General features: G+C 63.8%; 16 protein-coding genes and 1 riboswitch. Of the genes, 3 read left to right on the top strand and 13 right to left on the bottom strand.

Annotation, left to right across the window (positions count from 1 at the left end; translation table 11 throughout):
- Window positions 1-7 precede the first annotated feature (7 nt).
- The 7 genes from JL811_RS03505 to trmB form a co-directional block, all read right to left on the bottom strand.
- Window positions 8-1,084: a heme-dependent oxidative N-demethylase family protein gene (locus JL811_RS03505; protein ID WP_202686947.1), complete on the bottom strand. Its 1,077-nt coding sequence runs from the start codon at window positions 1,082-1,084 to the stop codon at window positions 8-10.
- Between the two features lie 9 nt (window positions 1,085-1,093).
- Complete coding sequence (locus tag JL811_RS03500) at window positions 1,094-2,056, bottom strand: PDR/VanB family oxidoreductase (RefSeq protein ID WP_202686946.1); 963 nt, start codon at window positions 2,054-2,056, stop codon at window positions 1,094-1,096.
- Window positions 2,053-2,670 (bottom strand): dimethylamine monooxygenase subunit DmmA family protein, encoded by a 618-nt coding sequence (locus JL811_RS03495; protein WP_202686945.1) that lies wholly within the window; start codon window positions 2,668-2,670, stop codon window positions 2,053-2,055. Before JL811_RS03495 ends, JL811_RS03500 begins: the two co-directional genes overlap by 4 nt.
- 111 nt (window positions 2,671-2,781) lie before the next feature.
- The gene (locus JL811_RS03490) at window positions 2,782-3,921 is read right to left on the bottom strand and encodes an aminomethyl transferase family protein (RefSeq protein WP_202686944.1); all 1,140 of its coding nucleotides are present in this window, start codon (window positions 3,919-3,921) and stop codon (window positions 2,782-2,784) included.
- 239 nt (window positions 3,922-4,160) lie between these two features.
- On the bottom strand, window positions 4,161-5,531 hold the full coding sequence (locus tag JL811_RS03485; protein WP_202686943.1) for an ammonium transporter: 1,371 nt from the start codon (window positions 5,529-5,531) through the stop codon (window positions 4,161-4,163).
- A 284-nt stretch (window positions 5,532-5,815) separates the two neighbouring features.
- Window positions 5,816-6,346 carry a dihydrofolate reductase family protein gene (locus tag JL811_RS03480; protein ID WP_202686942.1) on the bottom strand — a complete coding sequence of 177 codons (531 nt, stop codon included), beginning with the start codon at window positions 6,344-6,346 and terminating at the stop codon, window positions 5,816-5,818.
- 89 nt (window positions 6,347-6,435) lie between these two features.
- Window positions 6,436-7,200 carry a tRNA (guanine(46)-N(7))-methyltransferase TrmB gene (trmB, locus tag JL811_RS03475; protein ID WP_202686941.1) on the bottom strand — a complete coding sequence of 255 codons (765 nt, stop codon included), beginning with the start codon at window positions 7,198-7,200 and terminating at the stop codon, window positions 6,436-6,438.
- 198 nt (window positions 7,201-7,398) lie between these two features.
- Between trmB and aroQ the strand changes: the two genes are divergently transcribed.
- From aroQ to JL811_RS03460, 3 genes are read left to right on the top strand one after another with little or no spacing between them, the layout of a single operon-like run.
- Entirely contained in the window at window positions 7,399-7,833 is a 435-nt protein-coding gene (aroQ, locus tag JL811_RS03470) for a type II 3-dehydroquinate dehydratase (protein WP_202686940.1), read from the top strand.
- A gap of 1 nt (window position 7,834) precedes the next feature.
- A complete protein-coding gene (locus JL811_RS03465; protein WP_202686939.1) occupies window positions 7,835-8,872 on the top strand; it encodes a Gfo/Idh/MocA family protein in 1,038 nt (345 codons plus the stop codon).
- Between the two features lie 16 nt (window positions 8,873-8,888).
- On the top strand, window positions 8,889-9,662 hold the full coding sequence (locus tag JL811_RS03460; protein WP_202686938.1) for an HpcH/HpaI aldolase family protein: 774 nt from the start codon (window positions 8,889-8,891) through the stop codon (window positions 9,660-9,662).
- A gap of 39 nt (window positions 9,663-9,701) precedes the next feature.
- On the opposite strand, the gene metK is transcribed toward JL811_RS03460, so the two are convergent.
- The 6 genes from metK to JL811_RS03430 form a co-directional block, all read right to left on the bottom strand.
- Entirely contained in the window at window positions 9,702-10,889 is a 1,188-nt protein-coding gene (gene metK, locus JL811_RS03455; RefSeq protein WP_202686937.1) for a methionine adenosyltransferase, read from the bottom strand.
- 7 nt (window positions 10,890-10,896) lie between these two features.
- Window positions 10,897-10,945: riboswitch (SAM-SAH riboswitch) on the bottom strand.
- 33 nt (window positions 10,946-10,978) lie between these two features.
- Window positions 10,979-12,523: an apolipoprotein N-acyltransferase gene (lnt, locus tag JL811_RS03450; protein WP_202687200.1), complete on the bottom strand. Its 1,545-nt coding sequence runs from the start codon at window positions 12,521-12,523 to the stop codon at window positions 10,979-10,981.
- A gap of 47 nt (window positions 12,524-12,570) precedes the next feature.
- Entirely contained in the window at window positions 12,571-13,536 is a 966-nt protein-coding gene (locus JL811_RS03445) for a hemolysin family protein (RefSeq protein ID WP_202686936.1), read from the bottom strand.
- Window positions 13,537-13,572: 36 nt separating this feature from the next.
- Window positions 13,573-14,079, bottom strand: coding sequence for an rRNA maturation RNase YbeY (gene ybeY / locus JL811_RS03440; protein ID WP_202687199.1), 507 nt, complete (start codon window positions 14,077-14,079; stop codon window positions 13,573-13,575).
- The gene (locus JL811_RS03435; RefSeq protein WP_202686935.1) at window positions 14,063-15,082 is read right to left on the bottom strand and encodes a PhoH family protein; all 1,020 of its coding nucleotides are present in this window, start codon (window positions 15,080-15,082) and stop codon (window positions 14,063-14,065) included. Before JL811_RS03435 ends, ybeY begins: the two co-directional genes overlap by 17 nt.
- 223 nt (window positions 15,083-15,305) lie before the next feature.
- Window positions 15,306-15,671, bottom strand: a complete 366-nt coding sequence (locus JL811_RS03430; RefSeq protein ID WP_202686934.1) for a hypothetical protein — start codon at window positions 15,669-15,671, stop codon at window positions 15,306-15,308.
- Between the last annotated feature and the right edge of the window lie 4 nt (window positions 15,672-15,675).

Genomic DNA, 15,675 nt, shown 5'->3' with positions numbered 1-15,675 from the left:
TCCCCCGTCAGTCATCGGCAAACCAGCCCGAAGACGTGGGCGCGCCGTCGTCATACTGCGACAGCCATTCCACCATCAAGGGGCGGTTGCGGATGAACCCCTTATAGGTCGCCAGTTCTTCGGGCAAATCGCGCACCACCCGATGCAGCCGCCGCCCCCATTTCGGCACGGTCACGATCTCGTCGAAACTGGCCAGATAGCACCGGATGTCAAAGGCAATCGCATTGGACCGGGGCAGCCGGTAAAGCGATTGCAGTTCCACCCGAAGATGCTGTTTCCGCCCGATATTTTCCGGCGTCACGCTGGTCTTCATCGTGCCCCATTTCGGATAGGTCTCGGGGGCCGTATCCAGCAGCGGATTGACCGTCATCGTCCAGTTGAACCGCCGCACCGGGGCACCGTGCTGCAGTTTCAGCAGGAATTTCAGCGCCCGGTCGAAAATGCCCTTTTCATGCGCCATCGGCACCGGGGCATGCCATTCATGGAAATTCATGCCGATGTCGAAATCCAGCGACCAGTCGGCCTGCGAGGTTGCGATCCCCGCATCCATCCACAGCGTGCCCTCGCGTTCATCCTGCAAGGTCCAGTCGCCCTGCGTCTGGCGCATGATATATTCGAAGGGGCCATAAGGCAGGGTTGAGGCATCAAGGAAGGTAAAGCTTTCGTCGATGCCCAGCGGCCGGTTGATCCAGCGCCAGCGATTGCCGTCGCGTTCCAGCGAAAACCATTGCGGATAGTCGCGCGCCTTGGCCTCCATGATGAGTTCCAGCACATCCCAGCCCGCCAGTTCCATATGCGGCAGCGACTGGCAGCGCAGCGGATCCTCGGCCAGAACCTTGGCGCGGTCGGTCATCTCGGCGATGTAATGTTCGTCGACATCCAGAAGATGCTCAAAGGCCGTGCCCTTCCGGCCCGGCACATGCGGTTCGATATTGACCGCATACATGTAATCGTCCCGGTCGAAGGGAAAGGGAAAGCGGCGCGGATCGGTGTTGCGATAGGTGAAATCGCCCCGGAAGGTTTCATCGCGGAAGAACCCGTCGAAATGGTCCGGAGAGAACGCGAACTTGTAATCAAGGCTCATGGTCGTCTCCTATCGGTCGATGACAAGCGTGCCGCCTGCCGCGCGGCTGACACAAGGCATGATCTTGCGGCCTTCGGCCTGCTCCTCGGGGGTCAGCCAGTGGTCATTGTGCAGCAATTGGCCATCACAGCGGATCACCTTCGTTTCGCATTGCCCGCAGGCCCCGCCCCGGCACAGATAGGGCGCATCGACCCCGGAGGCCTCGATCGCCTCCAGCAGCGATTGTGCCGCACCAACGTTGAGTGTGTGGCCCGAGGCGGCCAGTTCCACCGTGAAGGGCTGGCCGACGGGCGGCGCGATGAATTCCTCAGAATGCAGCGATTGCGGCGGCCAGCCCATCCGTTCGGCCGTGCCCAGAACCCAGGCAATCATGCCTTTCGGCCCGCAGACATAAAGATGTGTGCCGATGGGCTGCCTCGACAGGACGCGGGCAAGGTCGATCTGCTGGCCGTCATCGTCGAAATAGCACTGCACCCGGTCGGGATGCGCAGCCTGCAGCCGGTCCATATAAGACCCAAGCGCTGGATTGCGGGCGGCGTAATGCAACTCGAACCGCCCCCCCGTCCGCGACAATTGCGCAATCTGCGACAGGAAGGGCGTGATGCCGATGCCGCCCGCGATCATCAGATATTTGCGCGCGCGACTGTCCAACCCGAAGAGGTTGACCGGATGGGACAGAACCATCTCCATCCCCGGCCGCACATGGCGGTGCATGAACAGCGACCCGCCCCGCCCCGCATCATCGCGCCGGACCGAGATTTCATAGCCTGACCGGTCGCCCGGATCGGACATCAGCGAATAGGGGTTGAGCCGCCTTGTGCCATGGTCGTCCATCTCGACAACCGTATGGGCACCACCCGAAAAGGCCGGCAGCAGCGATCCGTCCCGCGCCTCGAACCGGAACCGCGTCACCAGATCATTGACCGGCACCACATCGGCCACGCGGACCGCCAGTTTTGCAACACCGCTCATGTGAACCTCACCACGCTTTCGGGCACCTCGCCGGGATCCTCGGCGTCGATATTGACGCCCTGAAAGGCCGCGAGGCGGCGCGAATAATGGTCGCGGACAAAAAGGTTCAGCCCGCAATGGCTGCATTGAAACGGATCGGTCGCGACATTTTCGGTGATGCCCTTGCAATGGACGCATTGCACGCGGCGCAGGGTCGATCCGCGATGTTCCTTCTGGATCGCCGCGAAGGGAAAACCCGTGGCCATGATATCGCGTTCGGCCTGCCCGATCAGCCCCTCGGACCCGGCCAGATAGAAACGGCTGCCCATATGGGCATCGGTCAGGACCCGTTGCAGGCGCGGCAACAGCGCAGGGATGGTGGGCGCGCGAAAGAATTGCATCGCGCCAAGCGCCTGCAGCCGGTCGGACAGGTCGGTGCCCGTCGGCCCGGGGCAGTAAAGAAAATGCGTCAAGGCCAGAAAGCCCGCCGCATCGGGCGCGCGCTCCAGCATATCGGTGACCGCCTCGGCGCCCTCACCATCGGCGATCACAAGATGCAGATGGCCGGGGACGGCAGCAAGGGGGGCATAGACGGGCCGGGATCGGATCGTGGGGGCAACGGGGGTCAGGGTCATCTTTTCCTTCCGGTGGCAATCAGTCCGGTGGGTGTGACGGATGGGGGCCGACGTTCAGGGATGGCGTCCGGGGGGCAATTGCAAAAACACCCCCCGGACAGGCCAGACCGGTCAGCCCTTGGCGGTGCGGCGTTCCTTCTTGACGTCATAGAACGGCATCGAATGGGTGGTTGCCGCGATCGGGCCATGGGTGCCGCAGCGCACCTCAAGCTTCGTGCCGTCATTGGCGCAATCGACCGGCAGGCGGGCAATGGCCACGGTCCAGTCGTTCAGCGGCGAATACATGGCCTGCGTCACAAGACCGACCTGCTTTTCCCCCTTGAAGACCGGTGCGCCATTGCCGGGCGCATTCTTGCCCTCCAGCTTCAGCCCCCAGATCTTGAAGCGTTCCTTGCCCTTCAGGCGGTAATGTTCCTCGGCGCCGCGGAACCCGGTCTTGCCCTTGGACACGGTGAAATCCAGCCCCAGTTCCCACAGCGTATCGCCGGGGCCCTCGTCGTCGAAGGGATACATCTCGGAATTGTCATAGGGGAAGAACAGCAGATAGCTTTCCGCCCGCAGCATATCCAGCGTGGTGAAGCGGCAGGGAATGATCCCCATTCCGGCCCCTTCTTCAAGAATGCGGTCCCAGATCATCGGCGCATCCTGCCCGCGCACGAACAACTCATACCCCCGTTCACCGGTATAGCCGGTGCGCGAGATCATCGCAGGTTTGCCGAAAAGGCTGGTCTGCATCAGGCTGAAATAGGGCAAGGCGCGGATGCCCGGCACATGTTTTTCCAGAAAATCCACCGCCAGCGGTCCCTGCAGCGACAGATCATGAAGATTGTCGTCAAAGCGGATCGAAACATCGCGCCCCGCCGCGGCCATGGTCAGTTGTTCATGCCCCTGCCCTGACCCGTGCACCACCATGAAGGAATTCGGCCCCATGCGGTAGATCACACAGTCATCGACGAATTTCCCTGCATCATTGAGCATGCAGGCATAGACCGCGCGGCCGGGCATCAGCTTTTCCATATTGCGGGTCGTCGCCCGCTCGATCACATGGCTGGCCGCAGGGCCGGTGATATGCACTTTTTTCAGCCCTGACACATCCATCAGCCCGGCCTTGGTGCGCACCGCCATATATTCGGCATCCGGATCGCCCTTGGTATAGGACCAGGCCGTGCCCATCCCGCTCCAGTCCTCAAGATCCGAGCCCAAGGCCCGGTGGCGGTCCATCAGCGCCGAAAAACGCCAGGAATTGGTCATCTGCACTCTCCCAGAAGGTCGTTGATTTCCGTCAAGTCTCGGGCGATTCCCGCCAAAAATCAATAATCAAGTTCAACAATATTTCCCATGAGAGAAATAATGCCGGTCGCGACGGCCCGATCTGCACGCGGTTGCGGTTCATTCGTGACCGGAACAAGCGCCGGGGCGGATGCAATGGCTCCGCCCCGGCATTGGTTTTCCGTCGTGGGGCGGATGCATCGGCTCCGCCCCGACCTAAATCAGTCGCGGGGCAGGTCTTCCCGTGTCACGACATCGGCCTGAAGACCCCAGTAGAGACCGTCCAGACCCTCGACCATTTCCTCTTCGGTGACGGCCAGACCGACGGTCGCCTTCGCCACCATCGCGGTGACAAGCGCCGTAACGACCCCCGCACCGATACAGACCACGACCCCGACAACCTGCATCACCAGCCCGATCTGGCCGTTCTGGAAGGCATAGATGCCTTCTTCGATGCCGATATAGCCGCCGCGTGGGGTGCCCGCCTTGACGATCCCCAGCATGATCAGCCCATAGCTGCCTGCCCCGATGAACAGCGGGATCAGCTTATGCTCATCCAGTCCGCGCCGCAGCGTGAATTCATAGACCAGCCAGGCCACGACCGGCGCGCCAAGGGCCACAAGGAAGATCTGCCAGGGCAGATAGACATCAAAGCCCGAGGCCCCGGCGACATAGCCCGCCAGCGGCCCCAGCAGCAGATAGGCATATTTCCGCGTCGAATAGGCGATGACAGCGCCCGAGATCATGCCCCCGGCCCAGGCCAGACCGTAATTGTTGAAGGCGATGCCGACGCTTGTTGTCGCCATCGTGACCGAAACCGCCAGTGCCTCGGGATCAACGAAGAACAGGCAGGACAGGATCACCATGGGCAGCCCGCCAAAGATCGTCAGCAGACCCGCCGCCGCCAGACCGATCGAGGGCGCGTAATAGCCCGGCACCCTTGGATGCGGTGAAAACATGCCCGGACGGGCCGGAAGCATCGGCACCACGGCCAGCGCCATGCCTGCCGGGAACAGATAGACAAAGCCCACGCCAAAGAAGTCGTGAAAGCCCGCATTGGTCAGCGGACCGACCGATCCCCATGTGAAGAAGCTCAGCACCGATGAGGCCAGTGCGGCGACGACCGCGAAGATGTAATAGGCCTTGGCCCGCATCCGCTCGGCCACCGCAAAGTGGAACAGGATGTTCACGATCCCGGCAAAGCAGGCGAGGAAGAAGACGAAGATCTGGAAAGTGTTGATCCCCGGAAACACCGCCGGATCCGTTTCCTGCGCGATGGCGTTCAGCAGCGGGCCACCGATCCACCAGTCCTTCAGACTGTCGGTCATCGTGGCGCCTTCGATGATGTAATACTGCGCCGCCCAGAATCCGAAACCGATTACATAATAGGTGGTGAACCCCAGAAAGAACCCCGTCACCTTCTCGATGGTGGAGTTGAACAGCGCCTTTCTGCGGGTCGTACCCGCATCGATCATCAAAAGGCCGACAACAACAAAAATCGCCCCGACCGTGCCGGAGGCATAGACGAGATTCTGCACAAGCGAATTCAGCGTTACCTGATCCGCAAATAATGCCACGGTTTCGTTTTCCATCGTGAACTCCCCTGTTCCCATGGTTCCCGGCCCGGCGTTGCCACCCCGATGGCAGAGGTGGCCTGTCTCCGGTTCCGGCCCTGCGGCCCTTGGCGGGCCTGCTGGCGGAGAGTGCCGCAGTTATGCGCTGTCACAAAGGAAAATTTGCCCTTCAAGAAATATTTTTTCTTGTGATTCCAGACTGGCCGCATCGGACAGGCCGGATCGGACCGCAGGGATTGTTTGCTTGCTGCGAATTCAGGCGATTATGGCGAAGTAACGGGCGATCCGTCCCCGAAAGACCGTCAGAGCGGGCGATAGGTCAGGCGGATCACCCCGGCCCCGAAACGGTCGGTTCCGAACAGACGCAACGGCGGGCGGGCCCCGGCAAAGAAAGGCGTGCCGCCGCCCAGCACCACCGGATGCAGATACATCCGGTATTCATCAATCAGCCCCAGCGCCCCCAGACCCTGCGCCAGAACCGTGCCGGAAACCGCAATCTCGCCGTCATGCTGCGCCTTGATGCGGCGAATCTCGGCCTCGGTATCACCGGTCAGCAGCGTTGTATTGGGCCCGACGCCGGTCAGACTGCGCGACAGCACCCATTTCGGCTGCGCCCGCCAGACCTGCGCAAAGGCGCGCCGCGCGGGCGTCCATTCGGGCAGTTCGTCATCCCAATAGCGCATGACCTCATACATGCGCCGCCCATAGAGACTGCCCGAAAGCCCCCGCACATGATCGGTCCAGTGCTGGAACAGATCCGGATCGGGGTCAAAGGCCATATGGTCGACATAGCCGTCCAGCGACAGGTTCATTCCATAGACAAACGTCGCCATGCCGCCCCTCCTTTGCGCCCCTGTGCTGTGCTGCCAGAATGGCAGGGCCGGGCGGTTCAGGCAAATGCGGTGCAAAATTCCGGCGGAATTCAGCCCTGCCGACGGAAGGTCGCGTAATGCGGCGGGCGGCCTTCGCGCAGGGCCTTTTGTTCATAGCGGGTGGACAGCCAGTCCTCCCATGGCTCGGGGCCTTCGCAAACCAGATCGAATCCGGCCTGCGGCACCTCTTCAAAGGTCTGGCGCATGTAATCGGCAATATCGGACACAACGCGGAATTCCGCCCCCGGGCGCATCGCGCGGGCCAGCGGTTGCAGATGATCCTGTGTCACGAAACGGCGGCGGTGATGGCGCTTCTTGGGCCAGGGATCGGGGTAATTCAGAAAGGCGCGTGACAGCGATTCTGCGGGCAGCACGTCGAACAATTCACGCACATCGCCCGGATGCACGGCAAGGTTGGTCACACCCGCCGCGCGGATCTTGCCCAAAAGCATCGCAACCCCGTTCACATAGGGTTCACAGCCGATCATCCCGATTTCGGGATAGCGCGCGGCCATATGAACCATATGTTCGCCCCCGCCAAAGCCGATCTCCAGCCAGACCGGGCGGTCCCCATTCTTCGTGGCCCCGAATAGGGCGGCAAGGTCCAGCGGCGCGCGTTCGGGGTTTTCCGAAGGCCAGATCCCGCGCGGGCGCAGATGGTCCAGATCCTCAAGATAACCCTTCTGGCTTTGCCGCAGGGTCTTGCCATGGCGGCGGCCATAGAAGTTGCGCCATTGCGCCGAATCCGGCACCGAATCCGGGGCGGATTGCGCGGTATCGTCGTCGTTCACGGGATCGGTCACAGGATCGGTCATGGCGTCGCGGGCTCCGGGTCAGGCGCGCAGGGCCTATCCGGCGCGGGGGCCTGCGTCAACTGCCCGGGCCTTGGGAGCAGCCCCCGGGATGGGCCGTGGCCTCTTGTATGGCAGCCCATCCCCGCGCAGATTGGGCCGGGATTCGGGGGGACCCTCCCCGGACATGAAATCCGGACAGCGAAGCGGAGGCGTCTGCCCATGAAAACCGTCTATATCCTCAACGGCCCCAACCTGAACCTGCTGGGCCAGCGCCAGCCCGAAATCTATGGCCGCGAAACACTGGCCGATGTCGGCGAGGCCTGCGCGGCGCTTGGGGCGGAACTGGGGCTTGAGGTGCAATTGTTCCAGTCGAACCATGAAGGCGTGATCGTCGACACCATCCATGAGGCGCGTCACAAGGCAGCGGGCATCATCATCAACCCCGGCGCGCTGTCGCATACTTCGGTGGCGATCCTCGATGCGCTGAACGCCTTTGACGGGCCGGTGATGGAGGTGCATATCTCGAATATCCACAAGCGCGAGGAATTCCGTCATCATTCCTTCGTCTCTGGCCGGGCCGAGGCGGTGATTGCCGGTCTGGGGACCGAGGGTTACAAGGCCGCCGTCCGCCGTCTGGCACAGCTTCTGGCCTGACATGGGTGATCTGCGCATCGGGCTGGCCGGGGCCGGGCTGATCGGGCTGCGCCATATCGCGGCCATCGACGCAGTGCCGGGGGTCCGACTGGGGGCGGTCATCGACCCCGCCCCGGCAGCCCGCGCACTTGCCGCCGAACGCGGGCTGGACTGGTTTGCCAGCCCCGAAGATCTGCGCCCGGGCCTGCTGGACGGGCTGATCCTTGCCACGCCGAATGCCCTGCACCTGTCCGGGGCGCTGGCGGCAATCGGGATGGGCCTGCCGGTTCTGGTGGAAAAGCCGCTGGCGACAACGGTTGCCGAGGCGCGCGAACTGGTGGGGGCGGGTGAGGCTGCGGGCGTGCCGGTCCTGACCGGCCATCACCGCCGCCACAATCCGCTGATCGCCAAGGCCAGGGCCATGATCGACGAAGGTCGGCTGGGGCGTCTGGTCAGCGTGCAGGCGCAGTTCTGGCTGCGCAAGCCCGATGACTATTACGACACCGCATGGCGGCGCGAAGCGGGGGCCGGGCCGGTTCTGGTGAACCTAATCCATGATATCGACCTCCTGCGCCATCTGGCGGGCGATATCGTGTCGGTTCAGGCGGTCGAGGCCCGCGCCGCGCGCGGCTTCGCGGTTGAGGATACCGCCGTGATCCTGCTGGAATTCGCGAATGGCGCGCTTGGCACGGTCAATGTCTCGGACACGATCCCCGCGCCCTGGTCCTGGGAAATGACCGCCGCCGAGAACCCGGCCTATCCGGCCAGCGACCAGTCCTGCTATCTGATCGGCGGGACCGAGGGTGCGCTGGACCTGCCGCGCCTGCGGCTCTGGCGGCATGAGGGGCGGCAGGGCTGGTGGGAACCGCTGGCCGCCACGATCCATCCGCATGACCGGGCGGATCCGCTGATCCGGCAGATCGCGCAATTCGCCGCCGTGATCCGGGGAACCGAGGCGCCGCTGGTGTCGGGGCGGGACGGTATGAAGACGCTTCAGGTCATCGAGGCGATAAAACTGGCGGCCGCCGAACGGCGGCGCGTCCTGATCGACGCGCAATAGCAGAAGGGAACACAGGATGGATCTGCCGAAAAACGGCTTCAAGACGGCGCTGCGCGAAGGGCGCCAGCAGATCGGCATCTGGGTCTCGATCCCCGGTTCCGGCTCAGCCGAGGCGATTGCGGGCTGCGGTTTCGATTGGCTGGTGATCGACAGCGAACATACCGCGCTGGACCTGCCGACCATGCTGGCCATGCTGCAGGCGGTCGAACCCTATCCGACTCATGCGGTTGTGCGGCCGGGCTGGAATGACGCGACCGAAATCAAGCGCATCCTCGATCTGGGCGCGCAGTCGATCATCGTGCCCTATGTCCAGTCGCCGGATGAGGCCGCACAGGCCGTGGCCGCCGTGCGCTATCCGCCCGAAGGGATGCGCGGGGTGGCTGGGACCACCCGCGCCTCACGCTATGGCAGGGTCAAGGATTACACCGCACGGGCCAATGCCGAGATCTGCCTTCTGGTCCAGGTCGAGACCGCGCAGGCGCTGGACCGGATCGAGGAGATCGCGGCGGTTGACGGGGTGGACGGCATCTTCATCGGCCCTGCCGATCTGGCCGCCTCACTGGGTTATCCGGGGCAACCCTCGCACCCCGAGGTCAAGGCGCGCATCTTCGACGCCATCCGCCGGGTGCGGGCTGCGGGCAAGCCTGCGGGCATCCTGATGTCCGACCCTGCCTTTGCCGCCGAAGCGGTCGAGGCGGGCACGCTGTTCACCGCTGTCGATCAGGATATCGCGCTGCTGACCCGCAGCGCGCGGGCGCTGGCCGCAAAATGGAAAGGCCGGGACGACTGATCGCCCCGGCCCTGCCGGATTACCCCTGCAAAGGGTGGATCACAGCGCCTTTTTCAGCACTTCGCCCAGATCGGTCCGTTCCCAGGAAAAGCCGCCATCAGCCTCGGGTGCGCGACCGAAATGGCCGTAGGCGGATGTGCGGGCATAGATCGGGCGGTTCAGGCCCAGATGTTCCCGGATGCCGCGCGGCGTCAGATCCATCGAACCGGCAACCGCCTTTTCGATCTCGGCATCCGGCACGCTGCCGGTGCCATGCGTGTCGACATAGATCGACAGGGGCCGCGCCACGCCGATCGCATAAGACAGCTGGATCGTGCAGCGTTCGGCCAGACCGGCCGCCACGACATTCTTGGCCAGATAGCGCGCGGCATAGGCGGCAGAACGGTCAACCTTGGTCGGATCCTTGCCCGAAAATGCGCCGCCGCCATGCGGTGCAGCCCCACCATAGGTGTCCACGATGATCTTGCGGCCCGTCAGGCCCGCATCGCCATCCGGCCCGCCGATCACGAAAGTGCCGGTGGGGTTCACATGCCATTGCGTTGCATCGGTGATCCAGCCCGAGGGCAGGACTTCGAGGATATAGGGTTCGACGATGTCGCGGATATCGGCGCTGCTTTGCTTTTCGCTTTCATGCTGGGTCGACAGCACGATGGATGTCACCTCGACCGGCTGGCCATCGGCGTAGCGGAGCGAGATCTGCGATTTCGCATCAGGGCGCAGCAGCGGCTCGGCCCCGGATTTGCGCACCTCGGCCAGACGCCGCAGGATCGCATGGGAATAGTGGATCGGGGCAGGCATCAGGACCGAGGTTTCGGAACAGGCATACCCGAACATGATGCCCTGATCGCCCGCGCCCTCTTCCTTGCCGGTGCCTTCATTCGCATTCACGCCCTGCGCGATATGGGCGGATTGCCGGTGCAGGTAGTTCTGCACCTCGATGGTGTTCCAATGGAATTCATCCTGCTCATAGCCGATATCACGGACGCAATCGCGCACGATTCCCTCGACCCGGCCCAGGAATTTGTCCAGCTTGCCCTCATCGGACAGTCCCACCTCACCGCCGACGACGACGCGGCCGGTGGTGGCGAAGGTTTCGCAGGCAACCCGCGCCTGGGGTTCCTCGGCGATGAAGGCATCGAGGATTGCATCCGAAATGCGGTCACAGACCTTGTCGGGATGCCCCTCCGAAACGGATTCGGAGGTGAAAACATAATTCTTGCGACTCATGGGGAAGTGCTCCGTTGAAAAACACCCGTCACGCCAGGAAGCCGTTGTGACGGTACATCCGATCCGGTTACGCGCGCCCCGGCGGAAGGTCAAGCCCCCCTGAGCCCCCGGCCCTGCGACGCATTCGCCCGACGGGCGGCAAGTCCGACCAGCGCCAGTGCAGCCAGCATCGCCAGACCAAGCGGCAGATCGCCGGTGCGGGCATAGACGGTTCCCCCCGGCACGGCAGGCGGCAGGGGCGTGTCCAGAACACCCATCTGCCCCAGTTCCAGTTGCATCACCACCCGCCCCCGCGCGTCGATCACCGCCGAAACGCCGGTATTGGCTGCGCGCAGGAAGGGCAGGCCCTGTTCCACCGCGCGCAGCCGCGCCTGTGCCAGATGCTGCCATGGCCCCGTCCGCGTGCCGAACCATGCGTCATTGGTGATTTGCAGGATCCAGTCCGCGCCCGCCGGGGCCGCGTGCAGATCCTGCGGAAAGACCGCCTCATAACAGATCAGGGGCAGCGCCCGCCCCAGACGGGGGCCCAGATCCAGCAGCACCGGCCCCGGCCCTGCCGAATAGCCCCCGCCAAGCTGGGACGCGAAGGCCCCGATGCCGAACCAGTCCCACATCAGATCGCCGAAAGGCACATATTCGCCGAAGGGCACCAGATGATGTTTGTCATAGACCGCGCGCAGATCGGCCCCGGGGCCGATCAACGCCAGACTGTTCCAGCCGCGTCCGGCCTCGGCCCGCTGGATCCCGACGGCCAGTTGCGCCCCGTTTCCAGCCTCGGCAATCGTGGGCAAAAGCGCGCCCTCGGTCTCCAGCAGCCACGGCACCGAGGTTTCGGGCCAGACCACCAGATCGGGGCGCGGCCCGTTGCCCGCAGGCGGTTCGCCGCTCAGATCCAGCAGGCGGCGGAAAAAGACACGGGCCTGATCGGGATCCCATTTCAGGCTTTGTTCGGCATTGGGCTGGACAAGACGGATCACCGCAGCATCCGCGCGAACGGGCAGTTCCGCCGCAAGCCGCGACTGCCCCCAGAACCAGACCGCGCCCAGCAGCACCGCCAGGGTCACGGCGGCGGATCGGCGCCGGGACTGCAACGCCACGGGCAGCACGGCCAGCAGCGCCAGAAACAGCGTCAGCCCCCCCGCCCCGGCCAGCGCGGCCAGTTGCGCGACGGGGGTATCGACCCATACATGGCCGGGCATTGCCCATGGAAACCCGGTGAAAATCCGCCCGCGCAGCAATTCGGCAAGGGTCAGCGTCAGCGGCAGCGCCAGCGCGATCCATGCGCCCCGCCGTCCCGTCAGATGCGCGGTGGCAAAGGCCAGCGCCCAGAACAGGCCCAGCCCGAACGAGATCAGCACCACCGCGAACGGGGCCATCCAGCCATGCCGTTCGGGCGCGATCAGGAACGGTTCGATGATCCAGCTCAGCGCCAGCGCGAAATGCCCCGCCCCGGCAAAAAGCCCGATCCATGCGGCGGCACCGGCGCCGTTCTGGCGGACCAGCAGTGCGAAAAGCACGGCCAGCGCCAGAAGCGTCAGTTGCCAGAGACCGAACGGCGCCTGCCCCAGCGCCATGGCGGCCCCCAGCAGAAAGGCCACCGCGATCTGCCGCCGTCCGGGCCAGACCGACCGCATCCGGCGCAGCAGACCGCGCCGCGCCGGGTGCATTTCGTCTGTCGAGGTCACTTGGCGGGCACGGCTTCCGGCCTTGCCTTTTCGGGCGGAGGAAGGGCCGGCACGGCGCGTCGTCCGGCAGCACCCGGCAGGCGCACCTTCAACCGTTTGATCCGGCGCGGATCGGCATCCAGAATCTCGAATTCCACGCCGCTTTCATGGGCCACGACCTCCCCCCTTGCGGGGATCCGGCCAATGCGCAGGAAGACCAGACCGCCCAGAGTGTCGATCTCGCTGTCTTCTTCGCCATTGCGCAGCGTCAGGCCGATGGCCTGTTCGAATTCGTCCAGCGGTGCCGTTGCCTTGGCGACATAGCTGGCGGGGCCGTCCTCTTTCCAAAGCGCGCCCTCGACCTCATCATGTTCGTCCTCGATCTCGCCGATGACGGTCTCGATCAGGTCTTCGATGGTCACCAGACCGTCGACGCCGCCATATTCGTCGATCACCAGCGCCATATGCACACGCTCTTTCTGCATCTTCTGCAAAAGCACGCCGATCGGCATCGAGGGCGGAGCGTAAAGCATCGGGCGCAGCATCTTGCGCAAGGAGAATCGCCCGGCCGAACCGTTGAACCCGTATTGCAGCGCCAGATCCTTCAGAAGGATCAGACCCTGCGGATGGTCCAGCGTGCCCTTGTAGACCGGAACGCGGGAAAATCCGTGTTCGCGGAACACCTCGACCAGATCATCCTTGCCGATATCCAGCGGCACGGCCACGATCTCGACCTTGGGGATGGCGACATCATCGACGCGCAGTTTGCGCAGATTGGCGATACCATGAAGCGACGCGGAGGCGGCAACCGGGGCTGGCCTTGCATCTGCAGGGTTTTCACCGCGCGAGGTATCGCTGTCCGAGGGGCCCAACGCGCCAAAAAGACGGCCGAGCAAGCTTCGCTGCGGAGGTTCGGAAGCGTCCGCATCGCTGGGGCCAGATGCATCCTGCATCACTGACGGCCCGAAATTCGTACTGCCCATCGTTCCTTTTCCAAAAACACCCGCCATTGCGGGCCATCACACATATGGGTCCGCGACCCCGAGTTGCGCAAGTATGCGCGACTCGATTGCCTCCATCAACTCCGCATCGCCGTCACGGATGTGATCGTAACCCAGAAGATGCAATATTCCGTGAAGCACCAGATGCGTCACATGGTCACCCAGCGGCTTTTCCGCCGCCTCGGCCTCGGCGCAGCAGGTTTCCCATGCCAGCGCGATATCACCCAGTTCCTCGGGCGCATCGGCGCTGCCAGGCTCCGGCAGTTCAGGCGGCGCGCCCTCGATATCCGCGCCGCGTTCTTCCGAGGGCCATGACAACACATTGGTCGGCTGCGGTTTGCCCCGGAAATCGGCATTCAGCGCCGCGATCCGCGCATCATCGCAGGCCATCAGACACAGGGTAAAGCCCTCAGACGGCAGCCCAAGCTCAGCAAGCGCCGCCCTTGCGCTGCGTTCGGCCAGCGCCGGCAGGTCGATTGCCTGCCAGCGCGGGTCTTCGATTATCGTGTCAACCAGAGGCTCCATCATGGGCCTCATACGCCTCGATGATGCGCGCGACAAGCGGGTGGCGCACGACATCCTTGGCGGTGAAGTAGTTGAAGCTGACGCCCTTGACGCCGTTCAGGATCCGCTCGGCATCAGCCAGCCCGGACGCCACACCACGCGGAAGGTCGACCTGCGTGCGGTCGCCGGTGATGACCATGCGCGACCCTTCGCCCAGCCGCGTCAGGAACATCTTCATCTGCATGGTGGTCGCGTTCTGCGCCTCATCCAGCACGACAAAGGCATTGGACAGCGTGCGCCCGCGCATGAAGGCCAGCGGCGCGATCTCGATGCGCTTTTCCTCCATCAGTTTCTGCATCTGCTTTTGCGGCAGGAAATCGTTCAGCGCATCGTAAAGCGGCTGCATATAGGGGTCGATCTTTTCCTTCATGTCGCCGGGCAGAAAGCCCAGTCGCTCCCCCGCCTCGACGGCCGGGCGCGACAGGATGATCTTGTCCACCGCGCCGCTGATGAACATCGACACGCCGACAGCGACCGCCAGATAGGTCTTGCCCGTGCCTGCCGGGCCGATGCCGAAACCCAGTTCATTGTCGAACAGATTGGCGACATAGGCCTTCTGCGCCTCGGTGCGCGGCTCAACCGGTTTCTTGCGGGTGCGCAATTCATAGCGCGAGGCTGAAAACATCTCGATCTGATCCGTCAGGCCAAGTGGCGCATCCGGCATCGGACGGCCCATGCGCAGTGCCGCGTCGATATCGCCCGCGACCACCCCGCGCCCGGCCTCAAGCCGCGCATAAAGCGCGCGCAGGACGGCCGATGCCAGTTCCCGCGCATCCCTGTCGCCGATCACCGCAAGGCGGTTTCCGCGTCGCAGCACGTGAACCCCGGTCTGATGTTCGATCTGCGCAAGATTGCGGTCATATTCGCCGCAAAGATCTATCAAAAGCCGATTGTCCGGAAATTCGATAAGCGTTTCCACGATATCATCCGGGGCGGTCGGGGGGGTCAGCGCGCTGATGCCCAAGTGGCTCTCCTTCAAATGGGGACCCCTGGTGCGGGTCCCTTTTCCAATTGTGGGGTTTCGGCAGGCCCGGGACAAGAGAGTCTGACACCCCTGCCCCAGCTTTGTTCGCGGATGCAAAATTTCCGTGTCACCCCGGCCGGAATTTGCCGAAAATTCCGGCCCGGAACGAAAAAGGCCGCGGCTTTCGCCGCGGCCTCTATCTTTTCCGGTCGCACAGCCCGCATCAGCGGCGCACCACCACCGTCTTGCGCCCCGGCCCGGGCACACGGTCACGGATGCCCGGATCGGCGCTTTGGTAATCGCGCAGCACGGTTCCGGGCGGGTAAAGATTGTTGCAGATCGGCAGCCCCGAGACCGGGTCATAGCGCGGGCTGGCATAGCCCTCCACACCGTCATCAATCATCCAGTTCTGGCAACCGTCCGGATCATAGACGATGGCGGCCCGGCCGTTCTGCAGCGCGCCGGTATCATAGCCCTTGTCGACACCCGTCGCGATCACATCCGTTCCGTCGCCACGCGCCGTCCGCAAGCCGTCAGTGCAGGCCGAAAGCCCGAAAGCCATGACAAGACCGATAAGGGGAACTTTCATTGTC

This window comes from Szabonella alba, assembly GCF_016765775.1.
Taxonomy (GTDB): Bacteria; Pseudomonadota; Alphaproteobacteria; order Rhodobacterales; family Rhodobacteraceae; genus Szabonella; species Szabonella alba.
The sequence above is the reverse complement of the archived record's forward strand: the minus strand, read 5'-3'. Positions and strand labels throughout refer to the sequence as shown.

Bases quoted from the DNA above. Each gene is read 5' to 3' on its own strand.
- JL811_RS03485 (WP_202686943.1), bottom strand. From the start codon at position 5,531: ATGGAAAACGAAACCGTGGCATTATTTGCGGATCAGGTAACGCTGAAT.
- ybeY (WP_202687199.1), bottom strand. From the start codon at position 14,079: ATGGAGCCTCTGGTTGACACGATAATCGAAGACCCGCGCTGGCAGGCA.
- JL811_RS03480 (WP_202686942.1), bottom strand. From the start codon at position 6,346: ATGGCGACGTTTGTCTATGGAATGAACCTGTCGCTGGACGGCTATGTC.
- JL811_RS03460 (WP_202686938.1), top strand. From the start codon at position 8,889: ATGGATCTGCCGAAAAACGGCTTCAAGACGGCGCTGCGCGAAGGGCGC.
- JL811_RS03490 (WP_202686944.1), bottom strand. From the start codon at position 3,921: ATGACCAATTCCTGGCGTTTTTCGGCGCTGATGGACCGCCACCGGGCC.
- JL811_RS03500 (WP_202686946.1), bottom strand. From the start codon at position 2,056: ATGAGCGGTGTTGCAAAACTGGCGGTCCGCGTGGCCGATGTGGTGCCG.
- lnt (WP_202687200.1), bottom strand. From the start codon at position 12,523: ATGCGGTCGGTCTGGCCCGGACGGCGGCAGATCGCGGTGGCCTTTCTG.
- JL811_RS03505 (WP_202686947.1), bottom strand. From the start codon at position 1,084: ATGAGCCTTGATTACAAGTTCGCGTTCTCTCCGGACCATTTCGACGGG.
- metK (WP_202686937.1), bottom strand. From the start codon at position 10,889: ATGAGTCGCAAGAATTATGTTTTCACCTCCGAATCCGTTTCGGAGGGG.
- aroQ (WP_202686940.1), top strand. From the start codon at position 7,399: ATGAAAACCGTCTATATCCTCAACGGCCCCAACCTGAACCTGCTGGGC.
- JL811_RS03445 (WP_202686936.1), bottom strand. From the start codon at position 13,536: ATGGGCAGTACGAATTTCGGGCCGTCAGTGATGCAGGATGCATCTGGC.
- JL811_RS03430 (WP_202686934.1), bottom strand. From the start codon at position 15,671: ATGAAAGTTCCCCTTATCGGTCTTGTCATGGCTTTCGGGCTTTCGGCC.
- JL811_RS03495 (WP_202686945.1), bottom strand. From the start codon at position 2,670: ATGACCCTGACCCCCGTTGCCCCCACGATCCGATCCCGGCCCGTCTAT.
- trmB (WP_202686941.1), bottom strand. From the start codon at position 7,200: ATGACCGATCCTGTGACCGATCCCGTGAACGACGACGATACCGCGCAA.
- JL811_RS03465 (WP_202686939.1), top strand. From the start codon at position 7,835: ATGGGTGATCTGCGCATCGGGCTGGCCGGGGCCGGGCTGATCGGGCTG.